Origin of the sequence: Sphingopyxis fribergensis (assembly GCF_000803645.1) — a bacterium.
Classification (GTDB): domain Bacteria; phylum Pseudomonadota; class Alphaproteobacteria; order Sphingomonadales; family Sphingomonadaceae; genus Sphingopyxis; species Sphingopyxis fribergensis.
On record NZ_CP009122.1, the window covers coordinates 4,331,656 to 4,351,150 of the forward strand.

Annotated in this window: 18 protein-coding genes, 1 tRNA gene and 1 pseudogene; 10 read left to right on the plus strand and 10 right to left on the minus strand. The window is 66.1% G+C overall.

Annotated features, from left to right (window positions below; genetic code table 11):
- Positions 1-128: 128 nt before the first annotated feature.
- Positions 129-875, minus strand: coding sequence for a sulfite exporter TauE/SafE family protein (locus SKP52_RS20280; protein WP_039578048.1), 747 nt, complete (start codon positions 873-875; stop codon positions 129-131).
- Between the two features lie 100 nt (positions 876-975).
- Between SKP52_RS20280 and SKP52_RS20285 the strand changes: the two genes are divergently transcribed.
- Entirely contained in the window at positions 976-1,869 is an 894-nt protein-coding gene (locus tag SKP52_RS20285; protein ID WP_039578051.1) for a LysR substrate-binding domain-containing protein, read from the plus strand.
- On the opposite strand, the gene SKP52_RS20290 is transcribed toward SKP52_RS20285, so the two are convergent.
- Positions 1,859-2,764: an alpha/beta hydrolase family protein gene (locus SKP52_RS20290; RefSeq protein ID WP_039578054.1), complete on the minus strand. Its 906-nt coding sequence runs from the start codon at positions 2,762-2,764 to the stop codon at positions 1,859-1,861. The genes SKP52_RS20285 and SKP52_RS20290 overlap by 11 nt on opposite strands.
- Before the next feature lie 61 nt (positions 2,765-2,825).
- On the opposite strand from SKP52_RS20290, the gene SKP52_RS20295 reads away from it, so the two are divergent.
- Positions 2,826-3,407 carry a TetR/AcrR family transcriptional regulator gene (locus SKP52_RS20295; RefSeq protein WP_039578057.1) on the plus strand — a complete coding sequence of 194 codons (582 nt, stop codon included), beginning with the start codon at positions 2,826-2,828 and terminating at the stop codon, positions 3,405-3,407.
- A 316-nt stretch (positions 3,408-3,723) separates the two neighbouring features.
- On the opposite strand, the gene SKP52_RS20300 is transcribed toward SKP52_RS20295, so the two are convergent.
- Positions 3,724-3,800, minus strand: a tRNA-Arg gene (locus tag SKP52_RS20300).
- 337 nt (positions 3,801-4,137) lie between these two features.
- On the opposite strand from SKP52_RS20300, the gene SKP52_RS20305 reads away from it, so the two are divergent.
- Positions 4,138-5,172, plus strand: coding sequence for a YeiH family protein (locus tag SKP52_RS20305; protein ID WP_039578060.1), 1,035 nt, complete (start codon positions 4,138-4,140; stop codon positions 5,170-5,172).
- 31 nt (positions 5,173-5,203) lie between these two features.
- Here the strand turns inward: SKP52_RS20305 and SKP52_RS20310 are convergent, their stop codons facing one another.
- Positions 5,204-5,965 (minus strand): zinc-ribbon domain-containing protein, encoded by a 762-nt coding sequence (locus tag SKP52_RS20310; RefSeq protein ID WP_039578064.1) that lies wholly within the window; start codon positions 5,963-5,965, stop codon positions 5,204-5,206.
- A gap of 158 nt (positions 5,966-6,123) precedes the next feature.
- Here SKP52_RS20310 and ftsE point away from each other — a divergent pair, with 158 nt between their 5' ends.
- From ftsE to SKP52_RS20330, 4 genes are read left to right on the plus strand one after another with little or no spacing between them, the layout of a single operon-like run.
- Positions 6,124-6,855 carry a cell division ATP-binding protein FtsE gene (ftsE, locus tag SKP52_RS20315; protein WP_052208633.1) on the plus strand — a complete coding sequence of 244 codons (732 nt, stop codon included), beginning with the start codon at positions 6,124-6,126 and terminating at the stop codon, positions 6,853-6,855.
- 2 nt (positions 6,856-6,857) lie between these two features.
- Positions 6,858-7,775 (plus strand): cell division protein FtsX, encoded by a 918-nt coding sequence (locus tag SKP52_RS20320; protein WP_039578075.1) that lies wholly within the window; start codon positions 6,858-6,860, stop codon positions 7,773-7,775.
- A complete protein-coding gene (locus SKP52_RS20325; RefSeq protein WP_039578081.1) occupies positions 7,772-8,302 on the plus strand; it encodes a YdcF family protein in 531 nt (176 codons plus the stop codon). The genes SKP52_RS20320 and SKP52_RS20325 overlap by 4 nt, the downstream gene beginning before the upstream one ends.
- Positions 8,299-9,021 (plus strand): lysophospholipid acyltransferase family protein, encoded by a 723-nt coding sequence (locus SKP52_RS20330; RefSeq protein ID WP_039578086.1) that lies wholly within the window; start codon positions 8,299-8,301, stop codon positions 9,019-9,021. The genes SKP52_RS20325 and SKP52_RS20330 overlap by 4 nt, the downstream gene beginning before the upstream one ends.
- A 138-nt stretch (positions 9,022-9,159) precedes the next feature.
- On the opposite strand, the gene SKP52_RS20335 is transcribed toward SKP52_RS20330, so the two are convergent.
- Both SKP52_RS20335 and hisC read right to left on the minus strand, forming a co-directional pair.
- On the minus strand, positions 9,160-10,065 hold the full coding sequence (locus SKP52_RS20335; protein ID WP_039578092.1) for a prephenate/arogenate dehydrogenase family protein: 906 nt from the start codon (positions 10,063-10,065) through the stop codon (positions 9,160-9,162).
- Positions 10,062-11,177: a histidinol-phosphate transaminase gene (gene hisC, locus SKP52_RS20340; RefSeq protein ID WP_039581802.1), complete on the minus strand. Its 1,116-nt coding sequence runs from the start codon at positions 11,175-11,177 to the stop codon at positions 10,062-10,064. Before hisC ends, SKP52_RS20335 begins: the two co-directional genes overlap by 4 nt.
- Before the next feature lie 79 nt (positions 11,178-11,256).
- Here hisC and metX point away from each other — a divergent pair, with 79 nt between their 5' ends.
- Both metX and metW read left to right on the plus strand, forming a co-directional pair.
- Positions 11,257-12,378, plus strand: coding sequence for a homoserine O-acetyltransferase MetX (gene metX, locus SKP52_RS20345; protein WP_039578096.1), 1,122 nt, complete (start codon positions 11,257-11,259; stop codon positions 12,376-12,378).
- Positions 12,378-12,962, plus strand: a complete 585-nt coding sequence (metW, locus tag SKP52_RS20350) for a methionine biosynthesis protein MetW (RefSeq protein WP_039578100.1) — start codon at positions 12,378-12,380, stop codon at positions 12,960-12,962. Before metX ends, metW begins: the two co-directional genes overlap by 1 nt.
- 30 nt (positions 12,963-12,992) lie before the next feature.
- Here metW and SKP52_RS20355 read toward each other — a convergent pair whose 3' ends face one another.
- A complete protein-coding gene (locus SKP52_RS20355) occupies positions 12,993-13,625 on the minus strand; it encodes a TetR/AcrR family transcriptional regulator (protein ID WP_081997459.1) in 633 nt (210 codons plus the stop codon).
- 207 nt (positions 13,626-13,832) lie between these two features.
- Between SKP52_RS20355 and SKP52_RS20360 the strand changes: the two genes are divergently transcribed.
- Positions 13,833-16,160 carry a TonB-dependent receptor gene (locus tag SKP52_RS20360; RefSeq protein WP_039578106.1) on the plus strand — a complete coding sequence of 776 codons (2,328 nt, stop codon included), beginning with the start codon at positions 13,833-13,835 and terminating at the stop codon, positions 16,158-16,160.
- Between the two features lie 47 nt (positions 16,161-16,207).
- Here the strand turns inward: SKP52_RS20360 and SKP52_RS20365 are convergent.
- The 3 genes and pseudogenes from SKP52_RS20365 to SKP52_RS20375 all read right to left on the minus strand — a co-directional run bounded on the left by SKP52_RS20365 (position 16,208) and on the right by SKP52_RS20375 (position 19,479).
- A pseudogene (locus tag SKP52_RS20365) lies at positions 16,208-17,340 on the minus strand (CaiB/BaiF CoA transferase family protein).
- Positions 17,333-18,535 carry an acyl-CoA dehydrogenase gene (locus tag SKP52_RS20370; RefSeq protein WP_039578109.1) on the minus strand — a complete coding sequence of 401 codons (1,203 nt, stop codon included), beginning with the start codon at positions 18,533-18,535 and terminating at the stop codon, positions 17,333-17,335. The pseudogene SKP52_RS20365 and the gene SKP52_RS20370 overlap by 8 nt, the downstream one beginning before the upstream one ends.
- A gap of 41 nt (positions 18,536-18,576) precedes the next feature.
- Entirely contained in the window at positions 18,577-19,479 is a 903-nt protein-coding gene (locus tag SKP52_RS20375) for a mitofilin family membrane protein (RefSeq protein ID WP_052208636.1), read from the minus strand.
- Between the last annotated feature and the right edge of the window lie 16 nt (positions 19,480-19,495).

Here is a 19,495-nt window from a genome sequence, read left to right on the forward strand (position 1 = left end):
CTCCGTTTCCCCCTCATGTTTTGACGTGAGGATCGCATAGGCTGGCATTGTGGCGTCCGGAAGACAGCGGCGATGATGCGACCGGCTTTCGCGGTGGAGATGTTGGGTGCTCGGGACTGCGCGTCCGGCTAGAGGAACGGCCGTGCCGCCATCTCCAGCCCGAGCAGCAGCAGGCAGATCAGAAATCCACGGCGGAACGCGGCCGGGCTGATCCGCGAGCGGACGGCTTGGCCCGCGGCCATGCCCGCGAGCGCCGGCAGGATGGCGAGCCCCGACAGGGCAAGGTCGCCGAGCGGCAGCGCGCCGCGCCAGACGAGGGCCAGCCCCAGGGCGACGGTCGATACGGTGAACGACAGGCCGAGCGCCTGCACCAGATCGTCCTTTTCGAGGCCGAGCGACTGGAGATAGGGTACGGCCGGAATGACGAACACGCCGGTGCCGCCCGCCACCGCGCCGGTGGCCCCGCCGATCAGCGGCGACAGCCATGGCTCCAATCGCGCCGGTACGCGGAACGGCCGCGCCAGCAGGGTGTAGGCGGCATAGAGCATAAGCGCCGCGCCCAGCATCGCCGTCGTGAGCGCCGTGTCGCCACTCGTCAGTAATGCGGAGCCGGCGAGCGTGCCGACGACGATCGCGGCCATCATTGGCCAGAGGCGCCGCGCGATCGGCCGCAGGCTCGGCCCGGCGACAAGCTGCCAGACATTGGTGACGAAGGAAGGCGCGAGCAGTAGCGCGGCCGCCGCGAGCGGTGACAGTAGCGCGCCCAGCACGCCCATGGCGACGGTGGGCAGGCCCATGCCGGTGACGCCCTTCACGATACCGGCGACGAAGAAGGTCGCGGTGATGGCGGCGATGAGGGGGATGGAAAGGTCCATCCCCCTCATCTGGCTGCGGCGCGCGTCGGGACACAATGCGGATTTGCCAGCGCCAGGATTCGGATGACCCGAAGGCTGGAGATGAGTTAGAAGGCAGGCCATGCGGTTCGATCTCACCGACCTGCGCCTGTTCCTCGCCGTGGTCGAGGCTGGCAGCATCACCCATGGCGCGACCGCGGCGAACCTGTCGCTGGCGGCGGCGAGCGAGCGGCTGCGCGACATGGAAGCGGTCGGCGGCGTGAGCCTGCTCGACCGCGGCCGCCGTGGCGTCACGCCGACGCGCGCGGGGGAAGCGCTGGCGCATCATGCGCGGCTGATCCTCGGCCAGATCGCGCGGATGCAGGGCGATCTGGGCGAACATGCGCTGGGCCTGCGCGCCACCGTGCGGCTGCTGGCAAACACGGCGGCGATGACCGAGTTCCTGCCCGATCCGCTGGGCGTCTGGCTGGCGGCGCATCCCCGGATCGACGTGGACCTTCGGGAACGGCAGAGCAGCGAGATCGTCAAGGCGATCGCGGGCGGACTCGCCGACATCGGCATCATCTCCGACGCGGTCGACAGCGGCGGCCTGACGCTCCGACCCTTCGCGATCGACCGGCTCGTGGTGGTCATGGCGCGAGCCCATCCGCTGGCCGGGACGAAGCGGATCGCCTTTGCGGACATCGTCGACCAGGCCCATGTCGGCCTCGCCGCAGGGGCGTTGCAAGACCATGTAGAACAGCAGGCCGAAAATGTCGGACACAAGCTGAAGGTCCGCGCGCGGGTGCGAACCTTCGATGGCCTGTGCCGGATGGCCGCGCATGGCGTGGGCGTCGCTGTCATGCCTGAGACGGCGGCGCGGCGATCAAGCCGTTCGATGTCGATCGCGATCGCCCGCCTGACCGACGACTGGGCGACGCGCCGGCTTTCGGTCTGCTGTCGATCGGAGCCGGAGCTTCCGGCGCCCGCACGTGATCTGATGGCGCATCTGGCGGAGACGGGCGTCAGGGGATGACGAGACGCTCCGGTCGCGGGATATCTCCGTCGCGCAGCCAGGTCAGCGTGTCGCGCCAGAAGCCTTCGGCATGATTCTCGCGGAACAGGTCGAAATGGCCGATCTTCTCCCGGCCATAATCGCGCGGCGAGAGCAGCAGCGCGGCGCGCATGGCGTTGCGGTAACAGGCCAGGGTCCGGCGCACCGCCGGCAGGGTTCCGATCGGATCGTCGGTCATGGCCACGGCGAGGATGCGCGCTTCGACCGCCGCCATTCGGCGCACCGCCTCCGCGCGCGCCTCTGGCGGGTGGCTGCGCTCGAAGCGGGGGCCGCGAAACGCCCATTCGAAGGCGACGCCCGCCGGCAGGTCTTCCAGCCATCCGAGGCGCCGTCCGGGGAAATAGCCGAAGAGCGCCGTCAGGAGCGGCATCGCCACATGCCATTTGAGGAAGAGGGGGAGCCTGTGGCGGGGTGCATAGTCGCCCCACCAGGCATATTGCGCGCTCACGGTCAGAATCCGGTCGATCAGCGGCGCGCTTTCGGCCAAACCCGGCAGGAAACCGCCGATGCTGTGGCCGACCACCATGAGCGGCGCATCGGTTCGATGTGCGCGCATGAACCGCAAGGCGGCGTCGCAGTCCAGTTTGCCCCAATCGCGCCAGCGATAGCCGCAGCCGCGCAGCCTCGCGGGCCGGGAAAGGCCAATGCCCCGATAGTCGCAGGTCAGCACCTCGAAGCCATGAGCCGCAAGGAAGCGGGCATAGCGATGATAGAAACGCGCACGCACGCCGGTGGCGGCATTGATGATCACCGCCCCGATCGGCCGATCGGCCGAGGCCATCCAGATATGGCCGTGCAGCGTCACGCCGTCGCGGCACAGGATGTCGACAGGGTGTCCGTCTTCGTCGCGGGTCATGCTCGCGTGATAGGCGGGCGATCATCTTGTGTATATTCACTGGTCGGTATACCTAGCCCGGATGAGCAAGGCCTCCACCCGCGACCGCATCATCGAGGCCGCCGGAAAGCTGTTCCACGCCGAGGGAATCCGCGCCGTCAGCGTCGACGCCGTGGCCGAAAAGGCGGGCCTCACCAAGCGGACGCTCTATTATCATTTTCGCAGCAAGGACGATCTGATCGCGGCCTATCTTGAAACCCGCGACCAGCCCAATCTGGCGCTGTTCCAGCGCTGGTTCGGTGAGGCCGAAGGGGACGTCGCCGACAAGGTCCGGGCGATCTTCACCAATCTCGCGGCGTCCGCGCGGCACCCGAAATGGAAAGGCTGCGGGTTCTTGCGCACCTCCGTGGAACTGGTGACGATGCCGGGTCATCCGGCGATGGTGATCGGCCGGGCGCACAAGAAGCGGGTGGAAGACTGGCTGGGCTCGGTGTTCGCCGACGCCGGCTTTGGCGCGGGGGCGGGCGAGTTGGCACGGCAGGTCATCCTGCTGCTCGACGGCGCGTTCGCCGTCGTCCTTCTTCATCGCGATCCAGGCTACATGGAATCGGCGGGCGACGCCGCAGCGCTTCTGATCAGGGCGACGTCTGTGAGCGACGGCTAAACACCCCTCATATCGGGCGCTCGCGCTCGATTCCGGCTCGAGCGCGAGCGTTTCAGGCAAGGCATCTGAGCAGCAGCGAGCGCTAGCCTGTTGGCCAATTGGCCGCCCACAGCCTCCGTTTGAAGCCCGGAACCTCCTCTGAGCCCCGGCCCTGGGATGCAATAGGTCCCGCTTGAGAATCGCCTGCGTGGTTACATATTGAAATCAAAGGAACTTCTGGAAAATCGCTGCTTCCGTGGCTGCTTCCGTGAGGGAAACTGGAGAAAATCCCGTGCGTCGGAACCCTCCCTAAGCCGCTGATTTTGTTGGAGAAATTTGGCGCACTCGACAGGATTCGAACCTGTGGCCTCCGCCTTCGGAGGGCGGCGCTCTATCCAGCTGAGCTACGAGTGCATCCCGACCCCCGTAGTGGAGGGGTCCAAAATCGTCAATCTATCGACTGCTTCCGTGGTGCTTCCGTGAGGCTTTTGCCTCGAAAATCCGCTTCCGCAATGTTTAATCTAAAGCCTTGTTTCTTCACTCCATTTTCGACCCGAGCGACCTCCGAGAACAGCTTGACTTTCGCCTTCGGAGGGCAGCGCTCTATCCAGCTGAGCTACGGGTGCTGATAGAGCGCGGCTCCTAGCAAGCCCGCGCCGCGCCAGCAATGGCCTATCGACGATAGCGTAGCGATGTGCGAAGCGGCAGGGCACAGGGAGCCGACGTGAAACCAATCGAACAGTCTTGGCCGATGGCCGCCGATCTTTACGGCGAGATGCAGCTCGAGGCGAATCCGCCCGCGCGGCGCCGCTGGCGCGACTATCTTCCCGGCATCCTCGTCACCGCCATCGCCGCGCTCGCCGCCGCGTGGCTCGCCGACCATTATGCCGCGCCGCTGGTGCTGATGGGGTTGCTGATCGGCCTCGCGATGAGTTTCCTGTCGCAAGACAAGCGGACCCACGCCGGACTTGACCTGATGTCGCAGACCGCGCTGCGCATCGGGATCGTCCTCGTCGGCGCGCGGATCACCGCCGAACAGCTCATCGAACTCGGGCCGCTGCCCTTCGCACTGCTTGTCGTCATCATGCTCGCGGTCATTCTGGTGACCGTCGCCAGCGCGCGACTGTTCGCGCAGGACCGCCATGCCGCGCTGCTCGCGGGTGGCGCGACGGCGATTTGCGGCGCGTCGGCGGCGCTCGCGCTGTATTCGCTGATCGGCGACAAGCGCGTCGACCAAGCGCGTTTCACGCTGACGCTGGTCGGCATCACCGTCGCGAGCGCGCTCGCGATGACGCTTTACCCCCTGCTCGCTGCCGAGCTTGGGCTGACCGACGCGCAGGCGGGATTCCTGATCGGCGCGTCGATCCATGACGTCGCGCAGGCGATCGGCGGCGGCTTTTCCTTCTCGCAGCCGGCGGGCGAGGTCGCGACGATCGTCAAGCTGACGCGCGTCGCGTTGCTCGCCCCGATGTTGATGCTCGTCGCGCTCTTGCTCGGCCGCAGCGGCGAGGCGGGCGGCAAGACACGCATTCCGCTGCGCCTGCCCTGGTTCATCCTCGGTTTCCTCGCGGTCGCGGCGCTCAATTCGCTGATCGCGATCCCCAAGATCGCTCAGGATGCGGCGGCGACGGGCGCACAGGCGCTGCTGCTGCTGGCGATCGTCGCCACCGCGATGAAAGCGCGGCTGCATCTGCTCATCGATCAGGGATGGCGCAGTTTCGCGCCGATCATCGTCGCGACGCTGACCAGCTTCCTGCTCTCGCTCGTCGCCGCGCTCAGCCTGTGACGCCGTGACGTCACTTTAACGCTTTAGAATTTCAGCCCTTCGGCAGCGCCCAGCTAACGGTCAGCTGCGTCGCGCGGCGCGGAATATCGAGCTTCGCTTCGCTGAAATTGACCTTTTCATTGGGCGGCAGCATCCGCACCGGCGGCTTGATCGTCCAGCTATAGACGATCGTCCCCTGCGCATCGCGCAGCTCGGCGAGGATCGGCGGCACGCGCTGTTCGCGGTCGGTCGGGTTGATAATCACCCCCGACGCAGCGAAATAGATCGTCCCGTCGGCGAGTTCGCGATGATCCTGGTTCGGCGGCAGTTCGATGACGAGGTCGGGCTCGTCGACCCCGCCCGGCAGGCCCAAGCCCTGCGCCCAGCTCGGCAGGCCGAAATACATGAGGCCCCCGGTGGCGGCGAGCATCACCACCGCAGCGCCCGCCGCGATGATCGTCCAGCGCTTTGCGGGGTTGCGCCGCGGACGGCGGAACGGCAACGGCGCATCGTCGATCACGGGCGCGGGGCGCGGCGCCGGTTCGGTCGCAAAGCGCGGCGGAGCCGGTCCGGTCGCTGGCCCGGGTTCGGGATAATCGGAATAGGTCGCGGCCGGCCTTTGTGACGCTTCGGGAGCGGGAGCAGATGCGGCAACCGGTTCGGGCGCGCTCGGCGCGGTTACAGCCGCCGCGGCGTTCGGCTCCTGGAACCAGCTATGGCGGCAATTGGCGCATCGCACAGTTCGGCCCGTGGGCCCGATCGCCGTATCGGGCACAACATAACGCGTATGACAGGACGGGCAGGCAAGGATCATCGCCCCCTCTAAACACGCCGATTCGCGCGTTGCAAGCGCCGTGTGGCTACTCGCGTCTTGTCCTCTGTGGATAGCCGTGCGAGATGCTGGCTGATGAGCCGACCGGCGCCCCTGTTCCTCGACCCGACGCAGGCGCGAGACCGCGTGCCGGTGACGCCATGACGGATAGCGCTCCTGCGCGGCCCGGCGGCGCGATGGTCGAATTCGATGGCGTTGGCCTTCGCTATGGCCCCGATGCCGAGGTTTTAAGCGATGTCAGCTTCAATCTCCAGCCGGGAAGCTTCTATTTCCTCACCGGTCCATCGGGCGCGGGAAAGACCTCGCTGCTCAAGATGCTGTACCTCGCGCAGCGGCCAAGCCGCGGTATCGTGCGCCTGTTCGGCGAGGATCTGGTCGCGATGCCGCGCCAACGCCTGCCCGGCTTTCGCCGCCGCATCGGCGTCGTGTTTCAGGATTTCCGCCTGATCCCGCATCTGTCGGCGCGGGACAATATCGCGCTGCCGCTGCGCATCGCGGGGGTCAGCGAGGAGGATCTGTCGGGTCCAGTCGGCGAAATGCTGAGCTGGATCGGACTCGGCGACCGTGCCGAGTCGCGGCCCGCGACACTGTCGGGCGGCGAGCAGCAGCGCGTCGCGATCGCGCGCGCGGTGATTGCACGCCCGCAACTGCTCGTCGCCGACGAGCCGACGGGCAACGTCGATCCCGAAATGGCGATGCGCCTGCTCGGCCTGTTCGAGGCGCTGAACCGCCTCGGCACCACCGTCGTCGTCGCGACGCATGATATCCACCTGATCAGCCGCATCGAAAATGCGCAGATGATGCGGCTCGAGAAAGGACGGCTTGCCGACCCCACCGGCGCGCTGCGCTACCCCCCGGCGAACCGGGCCTGACGATGATCATCCCGCGCGTTCCCGTCCAGCATCGCCGCCTGCTTCCCGACCGACGCCTGTCGGGACCGACGCCGTGGGTGATCGCGATCCTGATGATGCTGACCTTGCTCGCCGCCGCCGCCGGGTTCGGGCTCGCGCGGTCGGCGAATGCGATCGGCGCCGCGATCGCCGGGCGCGTGACGGTGCAGATCGTCACCGCGAACCCGGTAACGCGCGCCGAACAGGCCACCGCGCTCCGCCGCGCCGCCGCCGCGCAGCCCTTCGTGCTCTCGGCGCGCGCCGTCGAACAGGAAGAGCTGCAGGCGACGCTTGGCCAATGGTTCGGCAGCGAAGCGAACAGCGAGGGGGGCGACGATCCGGTGCTGAAATCGCTCCCGCTACCCGCGCTCGTCGACATCGACTTCGTCGGCGAGGACCGCACGGGCCATATGCGCCAGCTAAAAGCGCTGGTGGCGCGCGAGGCGCCCGGCGCGCGGGTCATTCCCCACGCCGAATGGCTCGGCCCCGTCGCGCGGCTGATCCGCTCGCTCGCGTGGATCGCCGGCGGCATGGTGCTGCTGATGACGCTCGCCAGCGCGGCGGTGGTGATCATGACCGCGCGCGCCGCGCTCGCGACGCATTTTCCGACGATCGAGATGCTCCACATGATCGGTGCGACCGATCGCCAGATTACGCGCTTGTTCCAGCGCCGCATCGCGATCGACACGGCTTATGGCATCGCGCTCGGGACGGTCGTCGCCGCAGCGATCCTCCTCTTGATCGGCTGGCAATGGTCGGGTGTCACATCGGGACTGGCCGCGACCGCTTCCTTCGGCCCGGCGGGCTGGGCGCTCTTGCTGGCGCTCCCGCTATTGGCTATCGCGCTCGCAGCCCTGACCGCGCGCCAGACCTTGCTCGCGGCGCTCAAGAAGATTCTATGATCAAGCGCCTGATTTCCCTGATGTTCCTGGCCTGGGTGCTTGGTTTCGCGTGGTTCGCGCTGCTGCTGCCGCTGCCTGCGCCTGCGCAGAAGACCGATGCGATCGTCGTGCTCACCGGCGGGCCGGGGCGCATCGACCGCGCGCTCGAACGGCTCGAGGCGGGCGATGCCAAGCGCCTATTGATCAGCGGCGTCGCGCGCGAGGTGAAGCCGCGCGAGCTCGCGGTGACGTACAAGCGCCCGATGAAATTGTTCGACTGCTGCATCGCGCTGGGGTTCGAGGCCGAGGATACGCGCTCGAACGCGACCGAGGTCGCGACCTGGGTCGAGCGCCGCAAATATAAGAGCATCCGGCTGATCACCACCGACTGGCATATGCGCCGCGCCGAATATGAAATCGGCCGCGCGGTCGGCGACAAGGTAACGATCCTGCCCGACGCCGTGCGCAGCCAGCCCAATTTCGCGACTTTGTTCCGCGAATATCACAAATATCTGGCGGGATTGGCGGGCGGGCTGCTCGGCCTGTGAGTTATACGGTTGCCCTGTTCCGCTCGATCCTGTTCTGGATCGCCTTTTTCGTGATGAGCAGCATTTCGTCGATCGGCGGGGTGATCGCGCTGCCGATCTCGCACCGCGGCACGATCTTTTTCGTGCGGATATGGGCGCAGGCGCATCGGATCTTCTGCCGTTTCCTGCTCGGCCAGACGATCGTCGTCGAGGGCGAGATGCCCGACATCCCGGTGCTCTATGTCTTCAAGCATGAATCGGCGTTCGAAACGGTCGAGCAGCCCATGCTGTTCAAACACCCCGCAGTGTTCGCGAAAGAAGAGCTGTTCTCGATTCCCGTCTGGGGTCAGGCGGCGCGCTTCTATGGCCTGATCCCGGTCGACCGCGACGGCGGCGGCAAGGCGATGCGCGCGATGCTCGGCGCCGCGAAGGCTGCGCTTGCCGCCGGGCGCCCGCTGGTGCTGTTCGCCGAGGGAACGCGCGTTCCGCACGGCGAAGCGCCGCAACTTCGACCCGGTTTTGCCGGCATGTACCGCCTGCTGGGTATTCCCGTGATCCCCGTCGCGGTGAACAGCGGCCTTGCCTTTCCGCCGCGCCGCTGGGTCAAATGGCCGGGGACGATCACCTACCGGATCGGCGAGACGATCCCAGCCGGCCTGCCGCGCGAAGAGGCCGAAGCACGCGTGCGCGTCGCGATCAATGCGCTGAACCCGCCTGAGGCGTTGCTGGAATCTAATTGATCCTCCCTGTCGCGTAGCGATGGGGAGGGGGACCGCCCGCAAAGCGGGTGGTGGAGGGGCCGTCGCGTCCCAGCCCCTCCGTCAGCGCTTCGCGCTGCTACCTCCCCGTGGCTTCGCCACAGGGAGGATTTGATATAGCTAATGCTTCCGCCCGAAATCGGGCGCCGCATCATCCTGCCCCTGTTCGATAATCGACCGCCGGATCGCGCGCGTGCGCGTGAACCAGTCCTCGAGCTTGTCGGCATCGCCGCGGCGGATCGCCTGCTGGAGCACCGTCAGATCTTCGTTAAACCGCTGCAAGGTCGCGAGCACCGCATCCTTGTTGGCGAGGAACACGTCGCGCCACATCACCGGATCGCTCGCCGCGATGCGCGTGAAATCGCGGAAACCGCCCGCCGAATATTTGATCACTTCGCTCTCGGTGACCTCTTCGAGTTCGCTCGCGGTGCCGACGATCGTGTAAGCGATGAGGTGCGGCAAATGGCTTGTCACCGCGAGCACCATGTCGTGATGCGCGGCGCCCATGATATCGACCTTGGCGCCGAGCGCCTGCCAGAAGCCGATCAATGCCGTCACGGCGTCTTCGGGCGCACCGGCGGCCGGGGTGACGATGCACCAGCGCCCTTCGAAAAGCGTCGAAAAACCCGCGGCCGGGCCGCTATTCTCGGTCCCTGCCACCGGATGCGCGGGGATGACGACATGATCGGGCAGCGCCTTTGCCAGCGCGTCGGCGACACCCGCCTTCGACGACCCGACATCCGAAATGATCGCCGCTGGCTTCAGCCCCGGTCCGATCGCGACGGCCGCATCGGCCATCCGGCCGACCGGCACCGCGAGAATGACGAGGTCGGCATCGGCCACCGTAGCGACCGGATCACCGGCAATCGTATCGCAAAGACCAAGTTCGCCCGCGATGCCCCGCACCTCGGCGCTGGCGTCATGGCCGGTGACCGTCACCTGCGGCAAGCGTTCCTTGATCGCGCGCGCGATCGACGAGCCGATCAGGCCCAATCCGATAATTGCGACGCGCGCGAATGCCATCAGCCGTTCAGCGCGGCGCGGATCGCCGCCGCCAGCCCGCGCGTCTCGTCTTCGGTGCCGATCGTCATGCGCAGCGCGTTCGGCAATCCCTGCCCCGGCAGCCAGCGGACGATATAGCCCGCGTCCATCAGCCGGTTATAGACCGTCTCGGCGCTCACATCGCCCTCGAACAGCACGAGCAGGAAGTTGCACGCCGACGGCACGACGCGCAGGCCGTGGTTGCCGAGGCTTTCGAGTTCGCCCGCCAGCCAGGCGCGCCATTCGGCATTATGCGCGCGACTGTGCGCCACAAATTCCTCGTCGCCGAGCGCCGCGACCGCAGCCGCCTGCCCCGCGCGCGTGACGTTGAACGGCAGGCGGATGCGGTGCAGCGCCGAAATCACCTCGGCGGCGGCATAGCCCCAGCCGATGCGTTCGGCAGCGAGCCCGTGAATCTTCGAGAAAGTGCGCGTGATGAAGACGTTTGGCTGCGTCTTCGCAAGCTCGAGCCCGCCGTCATCCTCGGCATCCGAGAGATATTCGGAATAGGCCTGATCGATCACGAACAGCACATTCTTCGGCAGCCCAGCATACAACCGCGCAACCTCGTCGCGCGTCGCGAGCGTGCCGGTGGGATTGTTCGGATTGGCGAGGTAGACGACGCGCGTCTTGTCGGTCACCGCCGCGAGCAGCGCGTCGACATCGGTCGCATAATCCTTGTCGTCGGCCTCGACCGGCACCGCGCCGACGCGCCGCGCCGCAATTTCATAAACTGCAAAACCATAACGCACGTACAGAATTTCGTCGCCCGCTCCAGCATAGGTGCCCGCCGCGAGGTGAAGCAATTCGTCCGATCCGTTGCCGCAGATGATCCGCGCCGGATCGAGACCGAATTTCGCGGCGATCGTCTCACGCAACTCCACCGACCCCGGATCGGGATAGCGCGACAGCGCATCGGGCGCCGCCTGCGCCGCGGCGAACGCCGCGCGCGCCTTGTCCCCGGTGCCGAGCGGATTCTCGTTTGCGGAGAGCTTGATCAGCGGGCGGCCATCGGAGCCGGCGGACTTGCCGGGAACATAAGGAGCGATGCCGCTGATCCACGGCTTGGGCTGAAGGGTCTGGGTCGCATCGGTCATGCCGCGCCGTTTAACGGCTGTGCGGCGCGAGTCCAGTACGTTGACAGGGTGCGCGCGCCCGCTTAGCCCCGCGCGAACCATGGCGAGCCTGCTCCACGATATCCAGCATCACAGCGTGACGATCGCAGCATCACTGCCGCTCGACAGCGGGCAGGTCTTGCCCGCGGTGACGATCGCGTACCAAAGCTATGGCGCGCTCGATGCCGACAAGTCGAACGCGGTGCTGATCTGCCATGCGCTGACCGGCGACCAATATGTCGCAAGCGACCATCCTGCCACTGGAAAGCCCGGCTGGTGGGCACGCATGGTCGGCCCCGGCAAGCCGATCGACACCGACCGTTTCCATGTCATCTGCGCCAATGTGCTCGGCAGCTGCATGGGGACGAGCGGCCCGGCCTCGCCCGACGCGGCGACCGGCGCCCCGCTCGGCATGGCCTTCCCCGTCATCACTATCGCCGACATGGTGCGCGCGCAGGCAATGCTGCTCGACCATCTCGGCATTTCGCGGCTTCATGCCGTCGTCGGCGGATCGATGGGGGGCATGCAGGCGCTCGCCTGGGCCGCCACCTATCCCGACCGGCTCGCCTCGGCGCTCGTCATCGCGAGCGCGGCGCGCCATTCGGCCCAGAATATCGCATTCCACGAGGTCGGGCGGCAGGCGATCATGGCCGACCCCGACTGGCAGGACGGCCAATATTATGGCAGCGCGCGCGCGCCGACCAAAGGGCTCGCGATCGCGCGTATGGCGGCGCACATCACTTATCTCTCCGAGGAAGGGTTGACCGAGAAATTCGGCCGCCGCCTGCAGGCGCGCGACATCAAGAGCTTTGGCTTCGACGCCGATTTCCAGGTCGAATCCTATCTGCGGCACCAGGGGCTCGCCTTCACCGACCGCTTCGACGCCAACGCCTATCTCTATATAACGCGCGCGATGGATTATTTCGATCTCGCCGACCCGCACGACGGGCGCCTTGCCGGCGCGTTCGCGAACGCGAAGGACGTGCGCTTCACCCTCGTCAGCTTCGATACCGACTGGCTTTATCCGACCTCCGAATCGCGCCGCGTAGTGCAGGCGCTGCAAAGCGTCGGCGCCGCGGCGAGCTTCGTGGAACTGTCGGCGCCCTTCGGCCACGACAGCTTCCTCCTTGATGTCCCGGCGCTCGATCGTCTTGTCGCGGGCGCGCTCGGATCGGGCTTCTGATGGCGCTGCGTCCCGACCTCGCGATCATCGCCGATGCGGTCCCTTCGACATCACGCGTCCTCGACGTCGGCTGCGGCGACGGCGAGCTGATGGTTGCGCTGCGGGGCAAGGGCGTCGATGCACGCGGGCTGGAGATCGACCCTGCCAACGTCACCGCTGCGATCGCGCGCGGCCAGTCGGTGGTGCAGGGCGACGCGAATCGCGACCTCGCCGATTATCCCGACGATGCCTTCGACTATGCGATCCTGTCGCAGACGCTGCAGACCACCGAGCGCCCCGACCGCGTCGTCGACGAACTGCTGCGCATCGCGCCGCGCGCTTTCGTCAGCTTCCCCAATTTCGCGCACTGGCGTATTCGGCTCGCGCTCTTGTGGGGCGGGCGGATGCCGGTGACGCGCCTGCTGCCCGTCGCCTGGTACGAAACGCCGAACATCCACCATGTCACGGTCAGCGACTTCCGCGACCTCGTGCGCGCCAAGGGCATCGCGGTCGAGCGCGTCTGGCACCTGTCGGGGGACAAGCCGGCGAGCGACGCCGCCGCCAGCTGGCGCGCCGAACATGCGATCTTCCTGATTTCGAGATAATATCCTCCCTGCCGCGGCTGTGGGGAAGGATCAATTGCGTTTCAGCCCATTCGCGAGCAAGTCGTTGGCGGCTTGCGCCACGGCATCGACGTCGGCGGCCTCGTCCCACAATCCATATCGCATTCCGAGGAACACGTTCATGCCTGCAATGGCCCACGCGTGGACCTCGCCGGCGTCGGGCCGGATATCGCCGCGCTTCGCCGCACCCTCCAGCCGATGGCGGATGCGTTCGACCGTCGTTTCATAGTGACGCCGATAGCTGGCGTAGTCCACGAATTCCGCCTCGTCGATGATCCGGTAAATTTCCTTATGCTCGCGCACAAAGCCCAGATAGGACTGCAAGCCTAGCCGCTCCGCGGCGATCGCGTCGGGCGCTTCCTGGACCACCGGTGTGACATGATCGCGCAACTGTTCGCTCATATAGCGCACCAGCGCCTGGAAGATTTCGTCCTTTGAATCGAAATAGGTGTAGAAACTTCCGAGCGCAGTCCCGGCACGGCGAGTGATCGCGCTGATCGACGCCTCATGAAATCCGCGCTCGCCGAATTCGACCGCCGCGGCGTCGAGCAGCTTGCGCAGCGTCCGCCGCCCGCGTTCGGTGCGCGGCGTCTTGTCGCGCACCTCGCTCCCGGCATTCTCTGTCGCGACTGGCGGCTGATCCATAACGGCCCTCATCTCCCTCCGTCGCTGCCCCTATCGCTGCATCGTGGCTTTTCCGCACCACTGGCAAGCAAAAAACGACGTTTGCATATTCCAAGTTGAAACTCGGTTCATGTTTCACTATTGGAAGCGGCGCGGCTTGGCAAGCACCGGCCCACGAAAACCAGAACAAGGGTGGCGAAGGGTCACCCGCCACATGGGAGAGTCTTCATGCGTCCTTTCGCCCCCCGGCTGCGCCGCGCGGTCCTTGCCACCAGTGCGCTTTCGATGATCGCCTTCTCACCCGCCGCCTTTGCACAGGACGCGGGAGCCAGCGATGCCGGCGATGACGAGATCATCGTGACGGCACGCCGCCGCGACGAGCGACTGATCGACGTACCGATCGCCGTGACCGCCATTTCGGGCGATTCGCTTGCCAAGGCTGGCGCAATCGACATCACCGACGTCGCGAACATGGCGCCAAACACCACGCTCGAAAATTCGCGCGGCACCAATTCGACCCTCACTGCGTTCATCCGCGGGGTTGGCCAGCAGGATCCGGTGCCGGGTTTCGAAGCAGGCATCGGCATCTATCTCGACGACGTCTATCTCAATCGCCCGCAGGCTGCGGTGCTCGACATCTACGACGTCGAGCGGATCGAGGTGCTGCGCGGGCCGCAGGGAACGCTTTACGGTCGCAACACCATCGGCGGCGCGGTCAAATATGTGACGCGCTCGCTCAATCCCGATTCGCCCGAATTGCGCGTCCGCGGCACGCTAGGCACCTATAATCTTGCGGACCTCGTCGTCACCGCGAGCGCGCCGATCAGCGACATCGTCCGCGTCGGCGGCTCGGTCGCGCGCCTGTCGCGCGGCGGCTTCGGCGACAATCTCGCCATCGATGGCCTCGAAAATTACAACAAGGATGTGTGGGCCGGTCGCGGCACGGTCGAGCTCGGCGGCAACGGCGCGCCGGTGCTGATCCGCATCTCGGGCGACTATACACGCGACAAGTCCGACCCGCGCAACGGCCACCGGCTTATCCCCGGCCTCGTTTCGGGCGCGCCGGTCCTCGACGACGTCTATGACACCCGCGCCGGGCTCAACGATCCCAAACAGGATGTGAAGGCCTATGGCCTGGCGATGAACGTCTCGGCCGAACTCAGCGACAATGTGACGCTGCGGTCGATCAGTTCGTGGCGCAAGGACACCAGCTTCACCCCGATCGATTTTGATGCCTTGCCATCGGTCGACGTCGACGTCCCCGCGGTGTACCGCAACGAACAGCTCAGCCAGGAATTCCAGCTTCTTTACGAAAGCGACCGGCTGAACGGTCTCGTCGGCTTCTATTATCTCGACGCCAAGGCCGCGACCTCGTTCGACGTGTTGCTCGGGCTCGTCGGTTCGTCGGTCGGTTTCCCGGGTTTCAACGCCTATACGGCCGGCGACGTGCGAACGAACACCTGGTCGGTGTTCGGCGATTTCACCTTTGATTTCACCGAACAGCTGAGCCTGTCGGTCGGTGGACGCTACACGAACGACAAGCGCAACGCGTTCGTCTACAAGGCGACGCGCATCTCGGGCCTGTCGCCCGAATTCGGCGGCACGGTCGCACCGATCACCACCGCAGTGGCCACGAATTTCCACGGCGATCGCACCTTCAAGGAATTCACCCCGCGCGCGTCGCTCAGCTTCAAGCCCGACGACGACAATATGATCTACGCCTCCTATTCGAAGGGGTTCAAGGGCGGTGGGTTCGATCCGCGCGGATCGGGGGTGTCGGCGCCGATCAGCGATCCGGCCGCAGGCCGTACCTATCAGGACATCTACGATTATCTTTCGTTCGAACCCGAAAAGGTCGACAGCTATGAAATCGGCTACAAGGGATCGCTGTTCGATCGCCGACTGACACTAAGCCTAGCGGGCTTCTACATGGACTATAAAAATGTCCAGATCCCGGGTTCGTCCGCCTGTGTGGACGCGCTTGGCCTTCCCAGCTTCTGCGGGATCACCACCAATGCGGGCAAAGCCCGGCTGCAAGGGATCGAGGCCGAGGCCAATGCGGTCCTCGCCCGCGACTTCGCTGGCGCGGGCTCGAGCTTCCGCTTCAACGGCGCGCTCGGCTATATCGACGCCAAGTACAAGAGCTTCATCGCCGGAAATCCTCCCGCAGACGTCTCCAACCAGCGCACCTTCCAAAACACGCCCAAATGGACGGTGTCGGGTACGATCGCGGCGGGCATCCCGGCAATGGGCGGCAATATCGATGTCTCGACCGGCCTCGTCTATCGCAGCCTGACGCACCAGTTCGAGGTTCCCATCCCGGCGCTCGACCAGCCGGGCTATGTCCTGTGGGATGCGAGCCTCGTCTGGACCGCCGACAGCGGCGATTATTCGATCGGCATCCACGGCAAGAACCTGACCGACAAGCAATATATCACGTCGGGCTATAATTATCAGAATGCGGCGGGCGGCTCGACGCTCGGCCTCGAAGGCGTGCAGACGGCCTTCTACGGAAACCCGCGGCAGGTCTTCGTCACCGGCACGGTCAAATTCTGATTTTCGATTATTGAGGGGAAAGGGGCGCCGCCGCGGCGCCCCTTTTTCTATTCGCAGAGCGGCGGCGCTCCGGTCGCGGCGACCATCCGTTCGCCGTCGATGACGATCGGGCTCGCGACGCCGTCGATCGAGGCGCCTTCGGGCCGAAAGCGCATCTCGCGCGCGATGACCTGCGGGTCGGCGAACACCTGCGCCAGATCGTGATCGGTCCCGCCGGCACGCCCTCGGCCTCGAGCGCGAGCGCCAGCGGCTGCGCGTCCCACCCCGCGATCTTCGCCGCGAGCAGCGGGATCAGTACGCCCCGGTTCGCGAGCCGCGCGGCATTGTTGACGAAACGCGGGTCGTCGGCCCATTCGGGCACGCCCAATATGCCGCACAGCTTGCGATATTGCCCGTCGTTGCCGACCGCAATCACCAGCTGGCCGTCGGCGGTCGCAAACACCTGGTAAGGCACGACATTGACATGGGCATTGCCCATCCGTTTCGGCACGACGCCGCTCGCGAGGTAATTGGCCGCCTGATTGGCGAGCACCGCGACCTGGCTGTCGAGCAAGGCCATATCGATATGCGCGCCCCCACCCTTGTCGTCGCCCGTGACGTCACGGCGTCGCAGCGCGGCGAGGATCGCGACCGCCGCATACATGCCGGTGAAGATATCGGCATAGGCGATCCCCGCCTTTTGCGGCCCCCCGTCGGGTTCGCCGGTCAGCGACATGAAACCGCTCATCGCCTGGACGATATAATCATATCCGGCGCGGTGGGCATAGGGTCCGGTCTGCCCGAACCCGGTGATCGAGCAGACGACGAGCCGCGGGAAATCGGAACGCAGCCGCGCGGGATCGAGCCCATATTTGACCAGCCCGCCGACCTTGTAATTCTCGATCACGACATCGGCATCGGCGAGCAGCGCGCGTACCTCCGCCTGCCCCTCGGCGCGCGCGATATCGATCGCAACGCTGCGCTTGCCGCGGTTGCAGCTGTGATAATAGGCCGCGCCCAGAGCTTCGCCGTGCGTTCCGGCGACGAAGGGCGGTCCCCATTCGCGCGTATCGTCGCCCGCGCCGGGCCGCTCGGCCTTGATCACCTCGGCGCCCAGGTCGGCGAGCAATTGCCCGCACCACGGCCCCGCGAGCACCCGAGCCAGTTCGACGACAAGGATGCCCTCCAGAGGTTTAGGCAAAGGCCGAAATGCCCGTTATCGCGCGGCCGAGGATCAGCGCATGAACGTCGTGCGTGCCCTCATAGGTGTTCACCGTTTCGAGATTCACCGCATGGCGGATCACATGATAATCGGCCGAAATGCCGTTGCCGCCGTGCATATCGCGCGCGATGCGGGCGATATCGAGCGCCTTGCCGCAGTTGTTGCGCTTGAGCAGGCTGATCGCGTCGGGGATCAGGCGGCCTTCGTCGATCAACCGGCCGACGCGCAGCGCCGCCTGCAACCCCAGAGCGATTTCGGTGAGCATATTGGCTAGCTTGAGCTGGACGATCTGGTTCGCCGCCAGCGGCCGCCCGAACTGCTTGCGCTCGCCGGTATAGTTGCGCGCCGCCTCATAGCAGAATTCGGCCGCGCCCATCGCACCCCAGCCGATGCCGTAACGCGCGCGGTTGAGGCAGCCGAACGGGCCTTTCAGCCCCGACACATGCGGCAAGAGCGCATCTTCGCCGACCTCGACCGAATCCATGACAATCTCGCCCGTCACCGATGCACGGAGGCTCACCTTGCCCTCGATTTTCGGCGCCGAAAGCCCCTTCATGCCCTTTTCGAGTATGAAGCCGCGAATCGCGCCGTCATGCGCGTCGGACTTCGCCCATACGACGAAGACGTCGGCGATCGGCGAATTGGTGATCCACATCTTCGCGCCCTTGAGGCGATAACCGCCTTCGACCTTCTCTGCGCGGGTGCGCATCCCGCCGGGGTCGCTACCCGCATCGGGTTCGGTCAGCCCGAAACAGCCGACGAGTTCGCCCGAGGTCAGCCCGGGCAGAAATTTGCGCTTCTGATCCTCGCTGCCATAGGCGTTGATCGGGTGGATCACGAGGCTGCTCTGCACCGAACAGGCCGACCGGTATCCCGAATCGATCCGCTCGACTTCGCGCGCGATCAGCCCGTAGCTGACATAATTGAGCCCCGCGCCGCCATATTCGGGATCGATCGTCGCGCCGAGCAGGCCGAGCGCGCCCATTTCGGACATGATCTCGCGGTCGAACCGCTCGTTGAGGAACGCCGAGGTCACGCGCGGCAACAGCGCGTCCGTCGCGTAAGACCGCGCGGTGTCGCGGACCATCCGCTCCTCGTCGCTGAGCTCGGCATCGAGCTGGAGGGGATCGAGCGGGTCGAGCGCTTCGATGCGCTGCGGATCGGCGAGGGCCATGGGTCTGCTTTCCTCAAGAAACGACCATCAGGACCGGGTCGTTACGGGGTCGGTTCGGCCGTTTTGCGGGCCATCGCGGCAGCGGTGCTGTCGCGCGGTTCCAATATCGCCGCCGTCTCGATCAGGTCAAGCGCGCGCCGCGCTTCATGATAGCGGCGCGCGGCGATCAGCCAGTCGCTCGCGACGTCCGATCCCGGCATCGCTTCAACCTCGGCAATCGCCAAGTCTGCCTGCCCCGCCCCGAGATAGCGACGCGCGCGATCGAGCCGTTCGGAGGCGCGCGGCGACTGGGTTCCTGCGGCGCGCACGACGAACAATTCGCCGAGTTCGCGGCGCAGCCCGGTCCACAGGCTGCCATTGTCGTCACCGCCGCGTCCGACGAGTTGCGGCGCCAGTGTGTCGAGTTCGGCGCGCAGCTGTTCGAGCGTCACCGGTTCGCGCGAGGTATCGATGATTGTCTTGACCGCGTTCGGCTGATCGTCGCCGAAGCGCAGCCGCAGCTGGGCATCGAGATAGCCGAGCGACAGGCCGCGATCGAGCGCGCGCCGCACGGCAAAGGCGACGAGCAATCCCTCGGCGCGCGATGCGTTGCCCGACGCCGATTCGGCCTCGAGCGTGATCCGCGAAAGCCGCTGTTCGAGTTCGGCGACGCGCGCAGTGAGCGCGTTCGCCCCGTCGATCGGCGCCACCACGAGCGGCTGGCCGCCAGTGCCCTTGGCTGCGCCGCCCGCGATCAGCACGGGCGCCGTCGCGGGCGTGCCGATCATCTTGGTTGTGGGGACATTTTCACCCGTCAGCCAGCGGTTCACCGCCCATCCGCCGCCGGCGATGCCGATCAGAAGCAGGAGGAAGGCACCAAGGGCGATAGCGCGGAACGATAGCCCCCTCGCCGGGACCACCTCGTCCGCTGCGGGCGAGGCGGTGTCGATGCTGTCGATTGCCATGTTTCTCTTTCGAACG

What these genes read in the sequence shown, in the direction of transcription:
- SKP52_RS20375 (WP_052208636.1), bottom strand. Translation starts at nt 19,479, where the DNA reads ATGGCAATCGACAGCATCGACACCGCCTCGCCCGCAGCGGACGAGGTG.
- SKP52_RS20305 (WP_039578060.1), top strand. Translation starts at nt 4,138, where the DNA reads ATGGCCGCCGATCTTTACGGCGAGATGCAGCTCGAGGCGAATCCGCCC.
- SKP52_RS20310 (WP_039578064.1), bottom strand. Translation starts at nt 5,965, where the DNA reads ATGATCCTTGCCTGCCCGTCCTGTCATACGCGTTATGTTGTGCCCGAT.
- SKP52_RS20320 (WP_039578075.1), top strand. Translation starts at nt 6,858, where the DNA reads ATGATCATCCCGCGCGTTCCCGTCCAGCATCGCCGCCTGCTTCCCGAC.
- SKP52_RS20280 (WP_039578048.1), bottom strand. Translation starts at nt 875, where the DNA reads ATGGACCTTTCCATCCCCCTCATCGCCGCCATCACCGCGACCTTCTTC.
- metW (WP_039578100.1), top strand. Translation starts at nt 12,378, where the DNA reads ATGGCGCTGCGTCCCGACCTCGCGATCATCGCCGATGCGGTCCCTTCG.
- SKP52_RS20355 (WP_081997459.1), bottom strand. Translation starts at nt 13,625, where the DNA reads ATGGATCAGCCGCCAGTCGCGACAGAGAATGCCGGGAGCGAGGTGCGC.
- SKP52_RS20325 (WP_039578081.1), top strand. Translation starts at nt 7,772, where the DNA reads ATGATCAAGCGCCTGATTTCCCTGATGTTCCTGGCCTGGGTGCTTGGT.
- metX (WP_039578096.1), top strand. Translation starts at nt 11,257, where the DNA reads ATGGCGAGCCTGCTCCACGATATCCAGCATCACAGCGTGACGATCGCA.
- SKP52_RS20285 (WP_039578051.1), top strand. Translation starts at nt 976, where the DNA reads ATGCGGTTCGATCTCACCGACCTGCGCCTGTTCCTCGCCGTGGTCGAG.
- SKP52_RS20295 (WP_039578057.1), top strand. Translation starts at nt 2,826, where the DNA reads ATGAGCAAGGCCTCCACCCGCGACCGCATCATCGAGGCCGCCGGAAAG.
- ftsE (WP_052208633.1), top strand. Translation starts at nt 6,124, where the DNA reads ATGACGGATAGCGCTCCTGCGCGGCCCGGCGGCGCGATGGTCGAATTC.
- hisC (WP_039581802.1), bottom strand. Translation starts at nt 11,177, where the DNA reads ATGACCGATGCGACCCAGACCCTTCAGCCCAAGCCGTGGATCAGCGGC.
- SKP52_RS20360 (WP_039578106.1), top strand. Translation starts at nt 13,833, where the DNA reads ATGCGTCCTTTCGCCCCCCGGCTGCGCCGCGCGGTCCTTGCCACCAGT.
- SKP52_RS20370 (WP_039578109.1), bottom strand. Translation starts at nt 18,535, where the DNA reads ATGGCCCTCGCCGATCCGCAGCGCATCGAAGCGCTCGACCCGCTCGAT.
- SKP52_RS20290 (WP_039578054.1), bottom strand. Translation starts at nt 2,764, where the DNA reads ATGACCCGCGACGAAGACGGACACCCTGTCGACATCCTGTGCCGCGAC.